General features: G+C 60.6%; 19 protein-coding genes. 11 read left to right on the top strand and 8 right to left on the bottom strand.

Going from position 1 to position 17951, the window contains the following annotated elements:
• Positions 1-121: 121 nt before the first annotated feature.
• The 8 genes from V8J82_RS00780 (at position 122) to V8J82_RS00815 (ending at position 7661) form a co-directional block, all read left to right on the top strand.
• A complete protein-coding gene (locus tag V8J82_RS00780) occupies positions 122-1303 on the top strand; it encodes a phosphoglycerate kinase (RefSeq protein ID WP_339971103.1) in 1182 nt (393 codons plus the stop codon).
• A gap of 144 nt (positions 1304-1447) precedes the next feature.
• Positions 1448-2338 carry a fructose bisphosphate aldolase gene (locus V8J82_RS00785; RefSeq protein ID WP_339971105.1) on the top strand — a complete coding sequence of 297 codons (891 nt, stop codon included), beginning with the start codon at positions 1448-1450 and terminating at the stop codon, positions 2336-2338.
• A 190-nt stretch (positions 2339-2528) separates the two neighbouring features.
• On the top strand, positions 2529-2774 hold the full coding sequence (locus tag V8J82_RS00790) for an FtsB family cell division protein (RefSeq protein WP_339974480.1): 246 nt from the start codon (positions 2529-2531) through the stop codon (positions 2772-2774).
• Between the two features lie 307 nt (positions 2775-3081).
• A complete protein-coding gene (gene pdhA / locus V8J82_RS00795; RefSeq protein WP_339971108.1) occupies positions 3082-4110 on the top strand; it encodes a pyruvate dehydrogenase (acetyl-transferring) E1 component subunit alpha in 1029 nt (342 codons plus the stop codon).
• A complete protein-coding gene (locus V8J82_RS00800) occupies positions 4110-4478 on the top strand; it encodes a hypothetical protein (protein ID WP_339971110.1) in 369 nt (122 codons plus the stop codon). The genes pdhA and V8J82_RS00800 overlap by 1 nt, the downstream gene beginning before the upstream one ends.
• A gap of 21 nt (positions 4479-4499) precedes the next feature.
• Entirely contained in the window at positions 4500-5882 is a 1383-nt protein-coding gene (locus V8J82_RS00805; protein ID WP_339971112.1) for a pyruvate dehydrogenase complex E1 component subunit beta, read from the top strand.
• A gap of 12 nt (positions 5883-5894) precedes the next feature.
• Positions 5895-7217: a pyruvate dehydrogenase complex dihydrolipoamide acetyltransferase gene (locus V8J82_RS00810; RefSeq protein ID WP_339971114.1), complete on the top strand. Its 1323-nt coding sequence runs from the start codon at positions 5895-5897 to the stop codon at positions 7215-7217.
• A gap of 150 nt (positions 7218-7367) precedes the next feature.
• Positions 7368-7661 (top strand): CBU_0592 family membrane protein, encoded by a 294-nt coding sequence (locus V8J82_RS00815; RefSeq protein ID WP_339971116.1) that lies wholly within the window; start codon positions 7368-7370, stop codon positions 7659-7661.
• 9 nt (positions 7662-7670) lie between these two features.
• Here the strand turns inward: V8J82_RS00815 and V8J82_RS00820 are convergent, their stop codons facing one another.
• The 4 genes from V8J82_RS00820 to polA are packed head-to-tail and all read right to left on the bottom strand — an operon-like array spanning position 7671 to position 11975.
• Positions 7671-8210 (bottom strand): pseudouridine synthase, encoded by a 540-nt coding sequence (locus tag V8J82_RS00820; RefSeq protein ID WP_339971119.1) that lies wholly within the window; start codon positions 8208-8210, stop codon positions 7671-7673.
• Entirely contained in the window at positions 8207-8572 is a 366-nt protein-coding gene (locus tag V8J82_RS00825) for an MmcQ/YjbR family DNA-binding protein (RefSeq protein ID WP_339971121.1), read from the bottom strand. Before V8J82_RS00825 ends, V8J82_RS00820 begins: the two co-directional genes overlap by 4 nt.
• Positions 8569-9192, bottom strand: coding sequence for a LysE family translocator (locus V8J82_RS00830; RefSeq protein WP_339971124.1), 624 nt, complete (start codon positions 9190-9192; stop codon positions 8569-8571). The genes V8J82_RS00825 and V8J82_RS00830 overlap by 4 nt, the downstream gene beginning before the upstream one ends.
• Positions 9192-11975, bottom strand: coding sequence for a DNA polymerase I (gene polA / locus V8J82_RS00835; RefSeq protein WP_339971126.1), 2784 nt, complete (start codon positions 11973-11975; stop codon positions 9192-9194). The genes V8J82_RS00830 and polA overlap by 1 nt, the downstream gene beginning before the upstream one ends.
• Positions 11976-12212: 237 nt before the next feature.
• Here polA and V8J82_RS00840 point away from each other — a divergent pair, with 237 nt between their 5' ends.
• Complete coding sequence (locus tag V8J82_RS00840) at positions 12213-12605, top strand: hypothetical protein (RefSeq protein WP_339971128.1); 393 nt, start codon at positions 12213-12215, stop codon at positions 12603-12605.
• On the opposite strand, the gene V8J82_RS00845 is transcribed toward V8J82_RS00840, so the two are convergent.
• The 4 genes from V8J82_RS00845 to V8J82_RS00860 all read right to left on the bottom strand — a co-directional run bounded on the left by V8J82_RS00845 (position 12602) and on the right by V8J82_RS00860 (position 15636).
• The gene (locus tag V8J82_RS00845) at positions 12602-13258 is read right to left on the bottom strand and encodes a TIGR02117 family protein (protein WP_339971130.1); all 657 of its coding nucleotides are present in this window, start codon (positions 13256-13258) and stop codon (positions 12602-12604) included. The two genes, V8J82_RS00840 and V8J82_RS00845, sit on opposite strands and share 4 nt — an antisense overlap.
• Positions 13255-13446, bottom strand: coding sequence for a zinc-finger domain-containing protein (locus V8J82_RS00850; protein ID WP_339971132.1), 192 nt, complete (start codon positions 13444-13446; stop codon positions 13255-13257). Before V8J82_RS00850 ends, V8J82_RS00845 begins: the two co-directional genes overlap by 4 nt.
• A gap of 211 nt (positions 13447-13657) precedes the next feature.
• On the bottom strand, positions 13658-14047 hold the full coding sequence (locus V8J82_RS00855; protein WP_339971134.1) for an HIT domain-containing protein: 390 nt from the start codon (positions 14045-14047) through the stop codon (positions 13658-13660).
• 11 nt (positions 14048-14058) lie between these two features.
• Positions 14059-15636: a DUF5928 domain-containing protein gene (locus tag V8J82_RS00860; RefSeq protein WP_339971136.1), complete on the bottom strand. Its 1578-nt coding sequence runs from the start codon at positions 15634-15636 to the stop codon at positions 14059-14061.
• A 137-nt stretch (positions 15637-15773) separates the two neighbouring features.
• Here V8J82_RS00860 and V8J82_RS00865 point away from each other — a divergent pair, with 137 nt between their 5' ends.
• Together V8J82_RS00865 and V8J82_RS00870 are read left to right on the top strand one after the other, a co-directional pair.
• Positions 15774-16592, top strand: coding sequence for a sulfotransferase family protein (locus V8J82_RS00865; RefSeq protein WP_339971138.1), 819 nt, complete (start codon positions 15774-15776; stop codon positions 16590-16592).
• Between the two features lie 134 nt (positions 16593-16726).
• Positions 16727-17950: a tetratricopeptide repeat protein gene (locus V8J82_RS00870; RefSeq protein ID WP_339971140.1), complete on the top strand. Its 1224-nt coding sequence runs from the start codon at positions 16727-16729 to the stop codon at positions 17948-17950.
• Position 17951: the final 1 nt, after the last annotated feature.

Here is a 17951-nt window from a genome sequence, read left to right on the forward strand (position 1 = left end):
ATTTGCCCATAATTGCGCCCGCCCCCTTCCATTGGCCCCAAATACCCCCGCCGGAGGCATCCGACCTTTGCGGCGCGCGCCAGCTATGGCATCAGGGCGTCCAAACCTGACGGAGACCGATATGAGCTGGAACACCCTCGATGACATGGACCTAGCGGGCAAAATCGTCCTAACACGGGTCGATATCAACGTGCCCGTCGATGGCGACCGGGTCACGGATGCAACGCGGATCACCCGGATCGTACCGACCATCAAAGATATTCAGGCAAAAGGCGGCACGCCGGTCCTGCTGGCGCATTTCGGGCGCCCCAAGGGCAAGGTCGTGCCTGAAATGTCGCTGCGTATCACCTTGCCCGCCCTGCAGGATGCGCTCGGCCAAGAGGTGACGTTTATCGAACGCCCTGACCGCACCACGCTCGACGCGCTGTCCGAAGGCGCCGTCGCCCTCATCGAAAACGCCCGGTTTTCCCCGATGGAAGAGACCAATGACCCGCAAATGGCGGGCTTTCTGGCGTCCCTCGGCGATGTCTATTGCAACGATGCCTTTTCGGCGGCGCACCGCGCCCATGCCTCGACCGAGGGGGTCGCCAAATTGCTGCCGAATTGCGCCGGGCGCCTGATGGCCGAAGAGCTTGGCGCGCTTGAAAAAGCGCTCGGCTCACCGGAGCGTCCGGTCATGGCCGTGGTCGGGGGCGCGAAAGTGTCCACCAAGCTCGACCTGCTGACCAACCTGATCGAAAAGGTGGATATGTTGGTGATCGGCGGCGGCATGGCGAACACGTTCCTCGCGGCCCAAGGCGTGGATGTGGGCAAGTCGCTTTGCGAACACGATCTGGCCAACACCGCCCGCGAGATCGCAGCAAAAGCTGCCACGCAGGGATGTGAGATCCTGCTGCCGCGCGATGTCGTTGTGTCCCACGAATTCAAAGCGGGCGCCGAGAGCCAGGTGGTGCTCGCCGAAGACACGCCAGCCGATGCGATGATCCTGGATGCGGGTCCCGACAGCACCGCCCATATCGTCCAAGCGATGGGTCGCACCAAAACGCTGATCTGGAACGGCCCGCTCGGGGCCTTCGAGATCCCACCATTCGACACGGCAACCAACGCAGCCGCCCAGGCCGCGGCAGAGGCGACAGCGGCGGGCAATCTGATCTCGGTCGCGGGCGGCGGCGACACGGTCGCAGCCCTGAACCAGGCCGGGGCAGCGGATCGGTTCACCTATGTCTCGACCGCGGGCGGGGCTTTCCTGGAATGGATGGAAGGCAAAACCCTGCCCGGCGTTGCAGCTCTCAGCACCCGCTGATTAGCCAGCGCGAGCGGATTGGCGCCTGTGCTGGGCGCGAAAGACAAAGTGTTTCCGCCGACCATAAACCGCTGATAGCGCAACCATGATTGCCGCAATGCAGCGCGGCGCCTACACCACGCCCAAACTTTGACGGAGACCGCAATGGCCACGCCTGAACAGATCGCCCAAATGCAAAACGGGAAAGGCTTTGTCGCCGCCCTGGACCAATCCGGCGGCTCAACGCCGAAAGCGCTGCGGCTCTACGGGGTCGAGGAAAGCGCCTATGGCTCCGACGCCGAGATGTTCGATCTGATCCACGCCATGCGCGCCCGCATCGCAACCGCACCCGCCTTCACCGGGGACAAGGTCATCGGTGCCATCCTGTTTGAGATGACGATGGACCGCGATATCGCGGGCAAACCGGCTGCCGAGTATTTGTGGTCTGAGCGTCATGTTGTTCCGTTCCTGAAAATCGACAAAGGTCTGGAAGACGCCGCCCAGGGCGTGAAGATGATGAAACCGATCCCGGGCCTTGGCGATACGCTGAAGCGCGCCTCGGATAAGGGCATTTTCGGCACCAAGGCGCGTTCTGTGGTGGATGCCGCCGACAAAGACGGGATCGCCGCCAACGTGGCGCAGCAATTCCAGATCAGTGCTGAGGTGCTGGATCATGGCATGGTGCCGATCATCGAGCCCGAAGTAACGATCAGCGCCCCCGACAAGGCCGAGGCCGAGGCGATCCTGCTCGACGTGATCGCCGCGGAACTCGACAAAGTGCCGGGCGACAAACAGGTGATGCTGAAGCTGACCCTGCCTGAAACGCCGGACCATTACGCCCCCCTGATCGCACATCCCCGCGTGATGCGTGTGGTGGCATTGTCAGGCGGCTATGACCGGGCCGAGGCCAATGGCCGTCTCGCCAAGAACCACGGCATGATCGCCAGCTTCAGCCGCGCGCTGACCGAGGGGCTTTCGGCGCAACAGGATGACAGCGCGTTCAACGCTGCGCTGGATGGCTCGATCAGTTCGATCCACGCCGCCTCGATCACCTGACCCCAACCTGAATCCAAAGCGCCACAGGCGCGCGGATTTCCGCGAAACCTTGGCGCTTTGGGGGATTCACAAGCCCGTTTGAATATGCGAGTCTGCCTATAAGTCGCCCGATCCAGAGGCGGCGCCGCATATTTGAGGCTACCAATTGCAGACCCAATCCCTCGCCCGGGTTCTTTTGCCCGGCGCCCTCATGATCGTGGGCGCCTATTTCACCTTCACCGCGGTGCAAGGCAATAACGGCCTGTTTCAACGTATCCAAGTGGAGGCAGAGCGAGACCGTCTGGCGGTGGAACTGGCACGGCTGGAATATCAAACCGACCGGATGGAGGTTCTGACCCGGCGTCTGTCCGACGATTATCTGGATCTGGATCTGCTAGATGAACGGGTTCGCAATGTTCTGGGCTATATTCGCCCCGATGAAATCGTCCTTCCCTAGACATCGCAGGCAGAACCGCGACCGCTGCCTGTGTTGCACAGGCGCGCCTTGGTGCGGACAATCATTATCCTCCAAGCTCTGATCCACAGCAATCGGTCGACGGGCTCGGCCCTCCTTCTCCGAAGCGCGCAACACCATAGTGCTGCCCACAAGTCCTCGATCGCCCGCATCTTATGTAAGGATTTCGCAACGCGCATAGCGGGTCTGTTACGCTGCGTCAGGATTTGCTCAAGACTCCGGGAACAATCTCTGATAGTAGATCGTTCAACGTTAAACTATTCCCGAAACGGGGGAGGAGTGGCGCAGGATGGCTGCACGCAAAACGACCGCCAGGTCCGCAAAAAAGCCGAATGTTTCGGCAGATGAATTGAAGACCTATTACCGAGAGATGCTGTTGATCCGGCGCTTTGAAGAGAAAGCCGGTCAGCTTTACGGAATGGGCCTGATCGGGGGCTTTTGCCACCTTTATATCGGGCAGGAAGCCGTTGTCGTCGGCCTGGAGGCTGCGGCGGACGAGGGTGACAAACGCATCACCTCCTATCGCGACCACGGCCATATGCTGGCCTGTGGCATGGATCCCAAAGGGGTCATGGCCGAATTGACGGGCCGCGAAGGCGGATATTCCAAAGGCAAAGGCGGCTCCATGCATATGTTCTCGAAAGAGAAGCATTTCTACGGGGGCCACGGGATCGTCGCCGCGCAGGTGCCAATCGGCGCTGGCCTGGCCTTCGCGGATAAGTATAAAGGCAATGATCGCGTCACCTTCACCTATTTCGGAGACGGTGCGGCCAACCAGGGTCAGGTCTATGAGGCCTATAACATGGCCGAAATCTGGAACCTGCCCTGCATTTTCGTGATCGAAAACAACCAATACGCCATGGGCACATCGACCAAACGCTCGACCCATTCGCCGTCCTATTGGGAACGCGGGGCCGCTTACGGCATCGAAGGCGAAGAGGTTGACGGGATGGACGTTCTGGCCGTGAAAGCCGCCGGTGAAAAAGCCGTCGCGCATTGCCGCGCAGGCAAAGGCCCGTACATCCTTGAGATTAAGACCTATCGCTATCGCGGCCATTCCATGTCGGATCCGGCGAAGTACCGGACCCGCGAGGAAGTGCAGGAAATGCGCGAAAAGCGCGATGCTATTGAACATGTGCGCCAGATGCTGCTGACCGGAAACCATGCCTCGGAAGAAGATCTGAAGGCGATCGACAAAGAGATCAAAGAGATCGTCAACGAGGCTGCGGAATTCTCAAAAACCAGCCCCGAGCCCGCGCTTGAAGAGCTATGGACCGACATCTATGCCGATGAGGTTCCGCAAGGAAGCGCCGCCTGATGAGCTTGGTCCTTCTGGTCATCTCGGTCCTCGTAGGGGGCGTGATTCTGCGATACGTGACGAAAATGGTCATGGGCAGCGAGGCGACCTGGCTCAGTAGCTTTATCGCCGCGGGAATCGGCGTTCTGCTGAGCCAATTTGCGGTTCCAGTATTATTATTGGCGGTTACCGATGCTGACTCAGCGATTGGCCTGATGATCTTGATCGTAGCCGTCCTTTCAACGGCAATCATGACGGTCGTCGTGCGCTTCATTATCCGTACAGAGCAATCCGGCGAGGCGCCCGGATGGGGCGGCAGCCTGGGGATCGCTGTCTTGCATCGCATCGCAATCGTCTTCGTAAACATGATATCCAGCGCCGTGTTGTGAGCGGCTGAGGAGAACAAGAAAATGGCAATCGAAATACTTATGCCCGCCCTCTCCCCCACGATGGAGGAAGGCACGCTGGCCAAATGGCTGGTGAAAGAAGGCGACACCGTAAACTCGGGCGATATCCTCGCCGAGATCGAAACCGACAAAGCCACGATGGAATTCGAGGCCGTCGATGAAGGCATAATCGGCAAGATCCTTGTTACAGAGGGCACCGAAGGGGTGAAGGTGAACACACCCATCGCCGTGATTGGCGAAGAGGGGGAAGATATGTCGTCCACCAGCGCCGAAAGCGCGCCCGCGCCTGCCGCGTTGTCGTCCTCCGAAGGTAAGGCAGACCCAGCGCCTGCCACAGCGGCGACACCTTCAGCCCCCGCGGCACCGACCCCGGACCAAACGCCCGATTGGCCCGAGGGCACGGCGATGAAAAAGCAGACCGTGCGCGAAGCGTTGCGCGATGCCATGGCCGAAGAGATGCGCGCCGACGAAGATGTCTTCGTCATGGGCGAAGAAGTCGCCGAATATAACGGCGCCTATAAAGTCACCCAAGGCATGTTGGACGAGTTTGGCGCCAAGCGCGTCATCGATACGCCGATCACCGAGCATGGCTTTGCCGGGATCGGGGTTGGGGCGGCCTTCGGTGGCCTGAAACCTATCGTCGAGTTTATGACCTTCAACTTCGCCATGCAGGCCATTGACCAGATCATCAACTCCGCCGCCAAGACGCTCTATATGTCCGGCGGTCAGATGGGCGCCCCCATGGTGTTCCGCGGCCCCAACGGCGCCGCCGCCCGCGTGGGCGCGCAACACAGCCAGGATTACGCAGCCTGGTACAGCCAGATCCCCGGTCTGAAAGTGGCGATGCCCTATTCCGCCGCCGATGCGAAAGGGCTGCTGAAAAGCGCCATCCGCGACCCCAACCCGGTGATCTTCCTGGAAAACGAGATCCTCTATGGGCGGTCCTTCGATGTACCCGACCTGGATGATTTCACCGTGCCGTTCGGCAAGGCGAAGATCTGGCGTGAGGGCACGGATGTGACGCTGGTCAGCTTCGGGATCGGCATGCAATACGCGCTGGAGGCTGCCGACAAACTCGCCGAAGACGGGGTCAGCGCCGAGGTGATCGACCTACGCACGCTGCGCCCGCTCGACTACGATACGCTGCTCGCCTCGGTCATGAAAACCAATCGCTGCGTCACGATCGAGGAAGGCTTCCCGGTCTGCTCCATCGGCAACCACCTGTCGGCCTATCTGATGCAGAACGCGTTCGACTATCTCGACGCGCCGGTCATCAACTGCACCGGGAAAGACGTGCCGATGCCCTATGCGGCCAATCTGGAACGTCACGCGCTGATTACCACCGATGAGGTGATCGAGGCCGTGAAACAAGTGACCTACCGGTAAGGGGATACAGCGATGCCAACGGAAATTCTGATGCCTGCGCTCTCCCCCACTATGGAGGAAGGGACGCTCGCCAAATGGCTTGTAAAAGAAGGCGACACGGTCAATTCCGGCGACCTTCTGGCCGAGATTGAAACCGACAAGGCCACGATGGAGTTTGAAGCCGTCGATGAAGGCGTGATCGGTAAGATCCTCGTGCAGGAGGGCGCCGAGAATGTGAAGGTGAACACGCCCATTGCGCTGATCGGCGAAGAAGGGGAGGACTTCTCCGCGGCGCCATCTGCCGCGGCTCCATCGTCTGAGGCCAGCGCACCGGCGGCAGATGCGGGGGCTGAGGCGGCTCCCGCAGGGGGCTCCGAAGCGCCCGCTCCCGCCCCTGCCCCGGCGGCGCCAGCCGCCGCGGACGGTTCGCGGATTTTTGCCTCACCCCTCGCGCGGCGGATTGCCAAGGATAAAGGCCTGGATCTGACGCAGATCAAAGGCTCCGGCCCCCATGGGCGCATCGTGAAGGCGGATGTCGAAAAGGCCACGGCGCAACCCACCGTCGCAGCTTCAGAAACGCCCAAGGCAGCGGCTCCGGCCGCGGCAGCCGCGGCGATGCCCACCGGCCCGCAGGCCGAGCAGGTTCTCAAGATGTATGAGGGCCGCGAATTCGAAGAGGTCAAGCTCAACGGGATGCGCAAAACGGTGGCTGCGCGCCTCACCGAGGCCAAGCAAACCATACCGCATTTCTATCTGCGCCGAGACATCCAGCTCGACGCGCTACTGAAATTCCGCTCGCAGCTCAACAAGCAGCTTGAGCCGCGCGGCGTGAAGCTGTCGGTGAATGATTTCGTCATCAAAGCCTGCGCTCTGGCCCTGCAAGCGGTACCGGATGCCAATGCCGTCTGGGCGGGTGATCGGATGATCAAGCTCAAGCCATCGGATGTCGCGGTCGCCGTGGCCGTCGAAGGAGGGCTCTTCACGCCGGTCCTGAAGGACAGCGACAGCAAAAGCCTGTCTGCGTTGTCGGCTGAGATGAAGGATCTGGCGAGCCGCGCCCGCGACGGCAAGCTTGCCCCCCACGAATATGTCGGTGGTTCTTTCGCGATCTCAAATCTTGGCATGTTCGGCATTGAAAACTTCGACGCCGTGATCAACCCCCCGCATGGCGCGATCCTCGCCGTCGGGGCGGGCGTGAAAAAGCCAATCGTCGGCGAAGATGGTGAACTGGCCGTGGCGACCGTGATGTCGGTCACACTCAGCGTTGATCACCGGGTCATCGACGGGGCCCTTGGCGCGCAGCTTTTGGCGGCGATCAAGGAAAACCTCGAAAATCCGATGGTCATGCTGGCCTGATCCCACGCTCTGGGCGGCGTTTGCGCGCCGCCTTTCCCACCGCGTGAATTCGACGTGAAACGCGGTGGGGTTTCCCCTACCTGACGATACGTCAACCGCCGTGCTACCTCCGAACACAGATCACCATTAGTGATCGAATTGGGGGTTATGATGGCACATTTCTATTTCAGCGATCTGGATCTGATCACAATTTGTCGATCCGTTGGATTGATCGGTTTTGCGATCTACGCCACGGCTTTCTTTTGTTTATCCGTCGGTAAGCTCGACAGTTCCAGACCGCTCTATTTCGGGATGATGCTGGCCGCATCTAGCTGCGTGATGGTCTCGCTCTGGGCCGACTTCAACCTCAGCGCCGCGCTGATCCAGGGCTTCTACATCTTGATGTCTTTAGGCGGCATCATGATCCGCTACCGCCGCATATGGGACGATCAGACACCGGCCTGATCCATCGGATCACACCCCCACGTGGCGCCACGCACCCGGCGCCAGGTCCGCGATGCTATGGGGGCCGATGGAATAGCGCACCAGCCGGATCACCGGATAGCCCACCGCCGCACACATACGCCGAACCTGGCGGTTTTTGCCCTCGGTCAAGGTCAGCTTCACCCAGCTATCGGTGATGGACTTGCGCACCCGGACCGGCGGATCGCGCGTCCAGATCCAATCCGGAACCGGCACAGGCTCAGCCTTGCAGGGCGCCGTTTTCCCGTCTTTCAGCGCAATCCCGGTCTGCAAGCGCGTCAATGCGTCGCTTTCGGGCACACCTTCGACAAGGGCGAAATACACTTTCGGCGATTTGTATTTCGGTGACGAGATCCGCGCCTGCAACCGCCCATCATCGGTCAGCAGCAAAAGCCCCTCACTGTCGCGATCCAACCGACCCGCAGCGTAGACACCTTTGGGCAGGCCAAACCCATCCAAAGCGGGCCACCCGCCTTCCGGGGTGAACTGGCTCAAGACGTTCATCGGTTTGTTGAAGGCGATCAGCGTCACGCGCCCTGCTCTTCATCATAGGCCTTCAGCCAACGTTTCGGTGCCATGTCGCGCCATGTCTGACGCAAGCGCGCCTCTGCCCAGTCCCGCTCGATCCGACCCGCCGCGACCAGGATGCACCCGTAATTGGCGTAGTGATCGTGTAGCACGAAGGTTTCGGGATCGGCGGCCATCAGCATCTCGCGCTCTTCGATCGAGCCCTTGAAGATCGCCGCATCGATATAGGGGGACCACCAGCACCACATCTTGCCATGGGCTTTCAGGTTCGGATTACCCCAACTGACCGCGTCCTCGACCTTTGGCAGGTTCAGCAACACGGCAAAGTCGCGCAGTTCGGGCCAGGTTTTGATTGGGCCGCTCATGGGCCCGTCCGGCGCAGGCTTTGCCAGATGACCGCCCCGCCAAGCGCGACGAAAACCGCGCCAAACAGGCGATTGGTCCAAGCGCCAAGCCGTGTGAACACCGCTTGCACGCGTTGCCGCGAAAAGAGATGCGCAGTCACGGCATGGGCAAGGGCGGCCTGGGTCTGCGTCCAAATCACGATGGCGACCAGCAACCACATCGGCGCGCCGACGGGAACGATCGCGGCCAGAAGCGCGCCATGGAAGAGGACCGCTTTCGGATTTGTCAAAACAACGCCCATACCGAACCAGAAGTCGCGAGAGGGAACCGTGTTGAGCACAATGCCCGGCGACGGATGGCGGCGAAACATCCGCAGGCCCAGCCAGATCAGATAGGCCGCGCCCGCCAGCTTAAGGATCAAGAACAGGGTGGGCAGCGTTTCGAACACGACGCCAACACCGGTGACCGCAAGACCAGCCCAAAGGAGGCCGCCGACCGAAATCCCAAGCCCCGTCAGGATCCCAGCGCCGCGCCCCTGGCTGACCGCGGCGCTGGCGACGGCGGCCATATTTGGGCCCGGCGTGGCCCACCCGATCAGACCGATCAGGGTCAGCGTGGCGAATGTGGATGCATATTCCATCAATGCGCCTCGGCCCAATTGGCACCCTGCCCCGCATCGACGACCAAGGGGACGGACAGCTTTACCGCAGGATCGGCGGCGCCTTCCATGACGTCCCGCGCGCGGGTGATCAGCGTGTCTGTGGCGTCTTCGTCCACTTCGAACAGCAATTCGTCATGGACCTGCAGCAGCATTTTGGCGGGGATATCCGCAATCGCGGCCTCCATCCGCACCATCGCACGGCGGATCACGTCGGCGGCGGTGCCTTGGATGGGCGCGTTGATCGCAGCACGCCCCGCAAAGCCCGCGCCCGGCCCCTTGGCATTAATCTCTGGCGTGTGGATCTTCCGTCCGAACAAAGTTTGCACGAACAGATTGTCCTTCGCGAACTTTTTGGTGTCGTCCATATAGGTGCGGATGCCGGGGAAGCGTTCGAAGTAACGGTCGATGAAACCCTGCGCTTCACCGCGCGGGATGCGCAGGTTGCGGGCGAGGCCAAAGCCGCTGATCCCATAGATCACACCGAAATTGATCGCCTTGGCCTGACGGCGCACATCCGGTGTCATCTCGTCCAGCGGAACGTTGAACATCTCCGACGCGGTGGCAGCGTGGATATCCTGTCCCTCCTTGAAGGCGTCTTTCAGCGCCTCGATCCCCGCGATATGGGCCAGAATGCGCAATTCGATCTGCGAATAATCGAGCGCGACCAGAACCTTACCGGGCTCAGCCACAAAAGCCTCGCGGATGCGGCGGCCTTCTTCGGTGCGGATCGGGATGTTTTGCAGGTTCGGATCGGTCGAGGCGAGGCGACCGGTATTTGCCCCCGCAATCGAATAAGACGTGTGCACCCTGCCCGTTTCCGGGTTGATGTGGTCTTGCAACGCGTCGGTATAGGTCGATTTCAGCTTGGAGAGCTGCCGCCAATCCAGCACACGGGCAGGCAGATCGTGCTCGGTCGCCAGATCTTCTAGAATATCCGCACCGGTCGAATACTTGCCAGTTTTGCCCTTCTTGCCGCCCGGCAGACCCATCTTGTCGAACAGGATCTCGCCCAATTGCGCGGGCGAGCCGACATTGAAATCCTGCCCGGCAAGCTCATGAATCTCGGCCTCAAGCCCAGCCATCTTCTGGGCAAACGCGTTCGACATCCGGCTCAGCACATCGCGGTCGACTTTGATGCCCGACCGCTCCATCCGGGCCAGTACCGGCACCATGGGCCGCTCCAACCGTTCATAGACCTTGGTGACGTGTTCGCGATGCAGCTTCGGCTTGAACAGATGATGGAAGCGCAAGGTGATATCGGCATCTTCGGCAGCATAAGGCGCGGCCTTGTCGATGGGCACCTGATCGAAGGTGATGGCGGATTTGCCGGATCCGATCAGCTCTTTGATCGGAATAGGCGTATGGCCCAGATACCGGTCCGACAGCGTATCCATCCCGTGATTGTGCAACCCGCCATGGAGCGCGTAGCTGAGCAGCATCGTGTCGTCTATGGGCGCCACATCGACGCCATAGCGGGCCAGCACCTTCACATCGTATTTCGCGTTCTGGGCGATCTTCAGCACGCTTGGATCTTCGAGCAAGTCCTTGAGCGCCGCCAGCGCCTCCTCTAGTTGGATCTGACCCTCCGCCAGCGAACTATCGGCAAACAGATCATCGCCCCCGCCGCGATGCTGCAGCGGGATGTAACACGCCTTGCCCGGTTCCACGCTGAGCGACACGCCGACCAATTCGGCAGCCATCTCGTTCAGGCTGGTGGTCTCGGTGTCGAACGCCACCGCCCCGCGGGCACGCGCATGGTCGATCCAAGCGGTGAGCGCCGCCATATCCCTCACCGTCACATATTTTGTGTGATCAATCGGCGGCATCTCGGGCGCTTCCGGCGCCGCCTCGGGCGTGGGTTCGGCGATCACCGGCGCCTCAGTGCCCAGCTGATCGGCGATGCGCTTGGTCAGGGTGCGGAACTCCATCTCGGCCAAAAACGGCAAGAGCGCGCCAGCCTCCGGTGCGCGGACCTCAAGATCCTCCAGCGTTTCTTCAAGGCTCACCTTATCGTCCAGCAACACCAATTGCCGCGACAGGCGGATCTGGTCAGCATGGTCGATCAGCGTCTGACGGCGCTTGGGCTGCTTGATCTCGTCGGCGCGGGCCAACAGGTTATCCAGATCGCCGAATTCGTTGATCAGCAGCGCCGCGGTCTTGATCCCGATGCCGGGTGCACCGGGCACGTTGTCGACACTGTCGCCGGCCAGCGCCTGCACATCGACCACGCCATCGGGCCCGACGCCGAATTTCTCGACCACACCGTCACTGTCGATGCGCGTATTCTTCATCGGATCCAGCATCTCGACCCCGCCACCAACCAGTTGCATCAGATCCTTGTCGCTGGAAATGATCGTGCAGCGCCCCCCGGCTTCGCGGGCCTGGCGGGCGAACGTGGCGATGATATCGTCGGCCTCAAACCCCTCAAGCTCCACACAAGCCAGGTTGAAGGCCCGCGTCGCATCGCGGGTCAGCGGGATTTGCGGGCGCAAATCCTCGGGCATCTCATCGCGATTGGCCTTGTATTGATCGTAAAGGTCGTTGCGGAACGTGTGGCTGCCCTTGTCGAACACCACCGCGACATGGGTGGGCGGATCCTTGGTGTCGTTGATCATCTTCCACAGTAGGTTGCAAAATCCGCTGACTGCCCCAATCGGCAGCCCGTCGGATTTTCGCGTCAGCGGCGGCAGCGCGTGATAGGCGCGGAAGATGAAGGCCGAGCCATCCACGAGGTGAAGGTGATGCCCTTGTTCGAATGCCATATCTGCCCCCTGCAAACTGTTTGACCTGTTCTAGCCCGCCAGATCGGCGGCGGCGAGCCGAGATTTGCGCATCGGCGGTGGCAAACTGCCGATCCTCGGGAATTGGCGGGCGATGGCTTTACCGGCCAGGACCCGCGCCACAGCCTCCTCATGTGGTTTTACAGATGAGGTTTCGCGATGCGTTCTCTTGGATATGTGTTGGTGTGCTTACCCCTTGCGGCCCCCGCTACCGCGGAGATGGCCCTGGATCCCTCCTGTCAATTTGCGGAGGGCAGCGCGGAAAGCTGCAGCCACGCGGTTGCCTGTATCGGCAATGAAACCCTGTTTGTCGGGCGCAGTACCGGCTGGGAGACCGGCCTCTTGCAAGGTGAGATGTCAAACGGCGCCAGCTGCGAAGGCGATTGGGATAATGCCGAGGGTCTGGCCAATTTCACCTGCGATGACGATGAACGCGGTCAGGTCGTCTACTGGTTCCTTGACGAGGAAACCGATGTTTCGCTTGGCTCCGGCGCGACCGAAAGCGGGCGCCCGATCGAGGCATGGGCCGGCACCGAAATCGCAGAATATGTGGAGCGCGAAACTGGTGCGGCCACGCTGCAATGCGGGGAAGAGACGCTGCAGCTGCGCTAAAGGCCTGCGCGCCACAGCGACAGACGCACGGAATAGGGGGTTGGCGTCCAGGCGCCTGCCTCAATCCCCGCCGCACGCAGCATGGCGCCCAGCCAAGTGTTACAGGTGCGCAAGATATGAAACCGTCCCTCGGCCGTCACAAAGCCCGCATTGCGCCCATGGCCCTCGGCGACCACAGGCTCCCCTTGGGCAGACGCTGCAATTGCAGCCAATAGGGCCGAATATTGCGCATCCGACAGTGCGATCTGCGGCACTTGGTCGAACGCAATGTCCCGTCCGGTCACATCGATCCGCAGAACCGAGCGGTCCCCCGTGACTGCGCGAAACGTCGCGCCTGCGGTCAGATCGCTCCAATTCGGGGTCCCGGTGTAGAAGTCATGGGCGCCCCAGCCCACCACGATATAGCCCACATCCGGCGCCGCGATCGGCACGCCTGCGGCCTGGGCAAAATCCAAGGCGGCGCGGGTCTCATCGGTGGCAGGCAACAGGAAATCGACATGGATCGGCCCATAAAGCAGACCGATGCGATGATCGGACCCGTCAGGAAGATCCGCCGCGCGCCCGGGCAGCAATCCCCCAAAGGTCGCCGCCAGCAAATAAAGCACAATCAGCAGAACGGGCGCCAAGATCACCCGCCGCAGGATGCGGGTCACGCGGATGTATCCGCCTCCCCCGCCGCATCTTCATGGATGAACTTCTTGTCACAATAGCCGCATTCGACCCAGCCGGTCTTGGGGTCGATCTGCAACCAGACGCGCGGATGGCCCAGCGCACCTTCGCCGCCATCACAGGCGATCCGATAGGTCGAGACGATTTCGGTTTCTGGGGCGTCATGGCTCATGGCTGGGCGGGTCCTTGCACAAAATCCAGCCGCTCTATGGCACCTCCACCCGCGCCCGGCAAGTGGCCTGCGCGCCGCAAGGCATCTCGCATCCGGCCCCTTCTCTGTTCCCAAAATATCCCGGGGGAGCAGAAGGCGGGTGCAGCGCCCCCTTCACCGATCCGCCTCCTAGCCCACGGCCCGAACGACGCGGCACCACGGACCCACCTTGTTACGCGCCCTCGCGACGCGTCAGCATCGGACCCAAAGGACGACCGCCCAGGATATGCATATGATAATGCGGCACATCTTGGACCGCATGGGCGCCCGCATTCGACAAGGTCCGATAGCCATCCCCATCCCCGCCCGGCGCCAGGTTCAGATCGGCACAGATCCGGGCCGCAACCCTGTGGAAATCCACGATCTCGGCATCGCTCGCCTCCGCCGCGAAATGGTCGAAACACACATAGGCACCCTTGGGGATCACCAGGATATGAACCGGCGCCTGCGGGTAGATATCGGCAAAGGCCAACGTATGCTCCGTCTCGGCAATGGTTTTGTTCGGAATCTCGCCCCGTAGGATTTTCGCGAAGATGTTCTGATCGTCATATGCGTAGCCCATGGCGCGCCCCTTCAATCGGCAAACAGATGCGGGGTCTCGGCCAAGGCCTGCCCCTGGGCCGGATCAATCCCGAAGAAATCCGACAGCACAAGGGCGTTTTCCTCGGCCCCGCGCCCTTCGCGCAGGCGCCAATGGGCATCGAATTCCTGATCGCGGATCGCGGTGGCCTCATCCACAAACTCATGGCGCAGCGTTGGCAACATGCGCGCGATGACCTCACCCGGCGTATCCTCGGTCGCCAGACCAACACGCTGCGCATGGCCCACCAGGTACTGATCGTCAAACTGGCATTGGATTTCCAAGATGCGGGCATTCGCGCGGTCCGACATGAAATCACGCATCAGATCGATATTCGACGGATCGATGCAGATCATCAGCCGCTCGGTCCCGTAATAGTCGAACAGCATCCGCACCAGCGCCCGGCGGTGGCGGTTGCGCTTTTTCAGCGTCCGCTCGATCCCGCCCAGATGCGGCACGCCGCAGGCCGCCTCATCAAACAGATATTCCACGCCGGTGACCTGTAACCGATCCGACGCCGCATGCAGCAAACGCTTGGCCACATGCCATTTCTTGCAGACCAGCATATACAGGTCGCGATCCGCCCCGAGTGTGCTTTCGCGTTCCCAGAACCGGGTGCCATAGCGTTTGCCGATCCGTCCGCGCCCGGTCAGAAACGCGTGCAATTTCGGCCCCTCTTTCGAAGTGGCAAAATCCACTCTGTCGGAGGCCCAGAGCGCGCCCAAACGGTCTTTCAGCTCCGTCGCCTCGGGGCTGATCTTGCGGGCAAACAGATAATCCTGGCTGATCAACAGATCATATTGATCGTTGTAGAAGGTCACCGGCATTCCGTAATCGCTAAACATCTTGAAGGTCAGCGTGCGGCTTTCGATCTGCGCATCGGGCACCAGATGGCGCACCAGGGTCTGAAAGAACGTCTCATCCGGGATCCAGGTGCCGCGGAAGAACCGCGTCACATCCGGGCGGTCCCGCAAAAACGCCTGGATCGCCTGGATCGTGGACCGCCTCAGGCACCACCATTGGCTGCCGATCATCACGCCGATATCATCGGGGATCTTCCGCGTCAGGCCCAGCCGCTTTTGCACCCCGACCGACGCGTAAAACAGCGCTTTGTGGCTGCGTTCGTTGACCAGATGGCGGTAAATCAGACGCTCTTCCTTAAAGCCCGTCTTGATCCAGTCGGATTTGAAGAAATCGAAGCTTTCGATGTAGTCGACATCGCGGGCATCCAGAAATTTGCGCGCGTACCGCGCCGATTTCACCGCGGCGCAATCGCCTGAGGCCATGTAGAAATGCGTGGCCTTTGGAAACGCCTCCATCGCCGCATCAATAGCATAAAGCGTCGCCTGGCAGAGCGACCATTCCCCCCAGCCGCATTTCACCCGGCGCCGGGCGAAGGTGATGCCCGCATCATCGGCCAGCGCCGTCTGGATCTGCGCGTAATCCGCCGCACTTGCCCGCGCATCGAAATGGATCGAGACATAATCGCCGGTCGCCGCCAAACCGCGCGCTTGGCGGATGATGGCCACCGGATCCTTGTGACATAGGAGGATAAAGGCGATTTTTGCCATGCCCGATACATTTGCCCTTGGTTGAGCCTTATCTTTGCCGTCAATTTATCGCCGATGGCGTTGAAGCGACACCATTTGTTTGCAATTTATGTCTTAAACCCACGTGAACATATGGAATTTGTAAAGGTTAAGGTGCGATGGGGTTTCCCGGAACATGGATGACGACAAGCGAAAGCATGGTCTATCGGGTCGTACCCAAATGCGCTTGTTCGACCATCGGCCAGATCATGTACTACTCGGATAATGGGGCGTTTTTTGATGGCGATATCCATGATGCCGATCACGGCCTGCACAAATGGGCCTTTGACGCCAGCCAACCGGTGATCAGCGCCAATGTGACTGAACACAAAAGCTTCGCCTTCACCTGTGTGCGCAATCCCTATAGCCGGATCCTGTCATCGTTTTTCGACAAGATCTGTGGCATCCAACGCAACGGACGACGCTATCGCGGTAACCTGGTGCCGATGCTGATCCAGAAATACGGCGTGGATGTCGGTGGCGAGGATGGCACGGCAGAGTTTGACCAGATCGCCTCGTTCCGGCGATTTCTGCTGTTTGCGCGCGATACGATCAAATGGCGCAAGCCGATGGATCCCGACATCCACTGGTCCTCGATGTCAGGCCATATCTCGACCTTCATCGTGAATGGCGGGCGCTATGATCGCATCTTTTGGACAGAATGCTTCAATGACGGCATGCAAAGTGTGCTCGATGCGACCCAATCCACCCACCCGATCGCGTTGACCGAGGTGCCGCGCTTCAATGAAAGCGAGGGCCACGGCCCCAAACGCGCCTATCCAATCGAAGACTACTTCGACGATCTGTCCAAACATCTGGTCTACGAGATCTACAAGCCCGATTTCGAACTGTTCCGATACGATTTTGAAAACCCCGCCAATAAGATGCCGATTGGCGAAATCGACCTGGACGAGGTCCACGCGAAGCTCGGCGAATAATGGCCGAGAGACCGTTGCGCGAATGACGCAACCCAGATTTGCCATGCCTAGAACGGGTTTGCCCGCATTGATCGCTTTCGGTCTCAACGGTAGCGTTAAGGATATTTTTTCCCTGTCGTGCGAGGGCTTTTTCAATGTTTCGTGCCGTAATTCTGGCATCCAGCGCCGCCCTGGCGCTTACCGCCACGCCGTTGGCCGCCCAGACAAGCACTACCGAAGCGCAGCGCCAGGCCGTGTTTCAGCAGATGCTCTCCGATCCCGCCAATCGCGATCTGATGATCCAATATGCCCAGATGTCGGTCAGTCTGCGCGATTTCGAGGCCGCCGCCGCCACGTTGGAGCGTCTGGTGGATCTTGAACCCGACAATACCGCAGCGCGTGTGGAACTGGCGATCGCCTATTTCGCGCTCGGCTCCTATGACGTCGCCGAATATCATCTGACTGCGGCGCAACGTGGTGGAGGTCTGACCCCGGAACAAAGCGCGCGCGTATCCCGCTATCTGGACGCCGCCGAGGTTGGCACCCGCGACAACGCCATATCCGGTCGGGTCGCCTTGGGGTTCGCCGTTACCGAAGACACGGATGAAGAGGGCATCTTTCTGAATGTCGGCGTCGATTGGCGGCTGGATCTGGGCGATGCGAATGTCACCCAGTTGGTCACGGAGTTCGGCTTCACCAGCTACAGCCCCGGCCAGAACACCGGCAACAACCGCACCCAGGGTCGCCTGCGCGTCGGCCCGGAATTCCGCTTGGGCGGCTCTGCCTACAGTGCGCGGTTGCAACCTTATGTGCAGGGTGAGGTCTTCACCAGCAGTGTGGACAGCGCCGGCTTTCAATCCTTCGAAGCGGGCCTAGCCTATCAAAATCCGCTCAGCCAGCATGTCACAATCTATAGCGACCTGTCCTTTGGGATGGCCTATGGCACCGATGCCGGCGCCGAAGATTTCTCGTTCGCGCAAGCCGAACTGGGCGCCACTTACCGGCCCAGCCGCGATACGCGCCTGCGCGCCTCACTCAGGGTCGAAGAACAAGAGACCGACGAGGTCAATCCCGAGACAACCGAATTGCAAGGGCTTCGGATCAGCGCCCAGCATGCCTTCGATCAATCCCTGATCGACGTGCCGAACCGATGGGTTGTCGGTGCGTTCGGGGATTTTGAAACCGCCGAGGCCTCAAGCGCGTTCAGCATGTCGGAAACCGACACCGATTATTACGGTCTGTGGATGCGGGCCTTCATGTTCGAAGACACGTTCGTCGAGATCAGCGCCGCGCAGGTCATTCAAGATGTGACGCAATCCGGTACAACCACCACGACTGAAGAGAACATCTATACCGTGCAAATCGGGTGGGAGTTTTGAT

The sequence above is a fragment of the Gymnodinialimonas mytili genome (assembly GCF_037544085.1).
Lineage (GTDB): Bacteria > Pseudomonadota > Alphaproteobacteria > Rhodobacterales > Rhodobacteraceae > Gymnodinialimonas > Gymnodinialimonas mytili.

Coding starts and splice junctions, on each gene's coding strand:
- V8J82_RS00780 (WP_339971103.1), top strand. CDS start 122: ATGAGCTGGAACACCCTCGATGACATGGACCTAGCGGGCAAAATCGTC.
- V8J82_RS00785 (WP_339971105.1), top strand. CDS start 1,448: ATGGCCACGCCTGAACAGATCGCCCAAATGCAAAACGGGAAAGGCTTT.
- V8J82_RS00790 (WP_339974480.1), top strand. CDS start 2,529: ATGATCGTGGGCGCCTATTTCACCTTCACCGCGGTGCAAGGCAATAAC.
- pdhA (WP_339971108.1), top strand. CDS start 3,082: ATGGCTGCACGCAAAACGACCGCCAGGTCCGCAAAAAAGCCGAATGTT.
- V8J82_RS00800 (WP_339971110.1), top strand. CDS start 4,110: ATGAGCTTGGTCCTTCTGGTCATCTCGGTCCTCGTAGGGGGCGTGATT.
- V8J82_RS00805 (WP_339971112.1), top strand. CDS start 4,500: ATGGCAATCGAAATACTTATGCCCGCCCTCTCCCCCACGATGGAGGAA.
- V8J82_RS00810 (WP_339971114.1), top strand. CDS start 5,895: ATGCCAACGGAAATTCTGATGCCTGCGCTCTCCCCCACTATGGAGGAA.
- V8J82_RS00815 (WP_339971116.1), top strand. CDS start 7,368: ATGGCACATTTCTATTTCAGCGATCTGGATCTGATCACAATTTGTCGA.
- V8J82_RS00825 (WP_339971121.1), bottom strand. CDS start 8,572: ATGAGCGGCCCAATCAAAACCTGGCCCGAACTGCGCGACTTTGCCGTG.
- V8J82_RS00830 (WP_339971124.1), bottom strand. CDS start 9,192: ATGGAATATGCATCCACATTCGCCACGCTGACCCTGATCGGTCTGATC.
- polA (WP_339971126.1), bottom strand. CDS start 11,975: ATGGCATTCGAACAAGGGCATCACCTTCACCTCGTGGATGGCTCGGCC.
- V8J82_RS00840 (WP_339971128.1), top strand. CDS start 12,213: ATGGCCCTGGATCCCTCCTGTCAATTTGCGGAGGGCAGCGCGGAAAGC.
- V8J82_RS00850 (WP_339971132.1), bottom strand. CDS start 13,446: ATGAGCCATGACGCCCCAGAAACCGAAATCGTCTCGACCTATCGGATC.
- V8J82_RS00855 (WP_339971134.1), bottom strand. CDS start 14,047: ATGGGCTACGCATATGACGATCAGAACATCTTCGCGAAAATCCTACGG.
- V8J82_RS00860 (WP_339971136.1), bottom strand. CDS start 15,636: ATGGCAAAAATCGCCTTTATCCTCCTATGTCACAAGGATCCGGTGGCC.
- V8J82_RS00865 (WP_339971138.1), top strand. CDS start 15,774: ATGGGGTTTCCCGGAACATGGATGACGACAAGCGAAAGCATGGTCTAT.
- V8J82_RS00870 (WP_339971140.1), top strand. CDS start 16,727: ATGTTTCGTGCCGTAATTCTGGCATCCAGCGCCGCCCTGGCGCTTACC.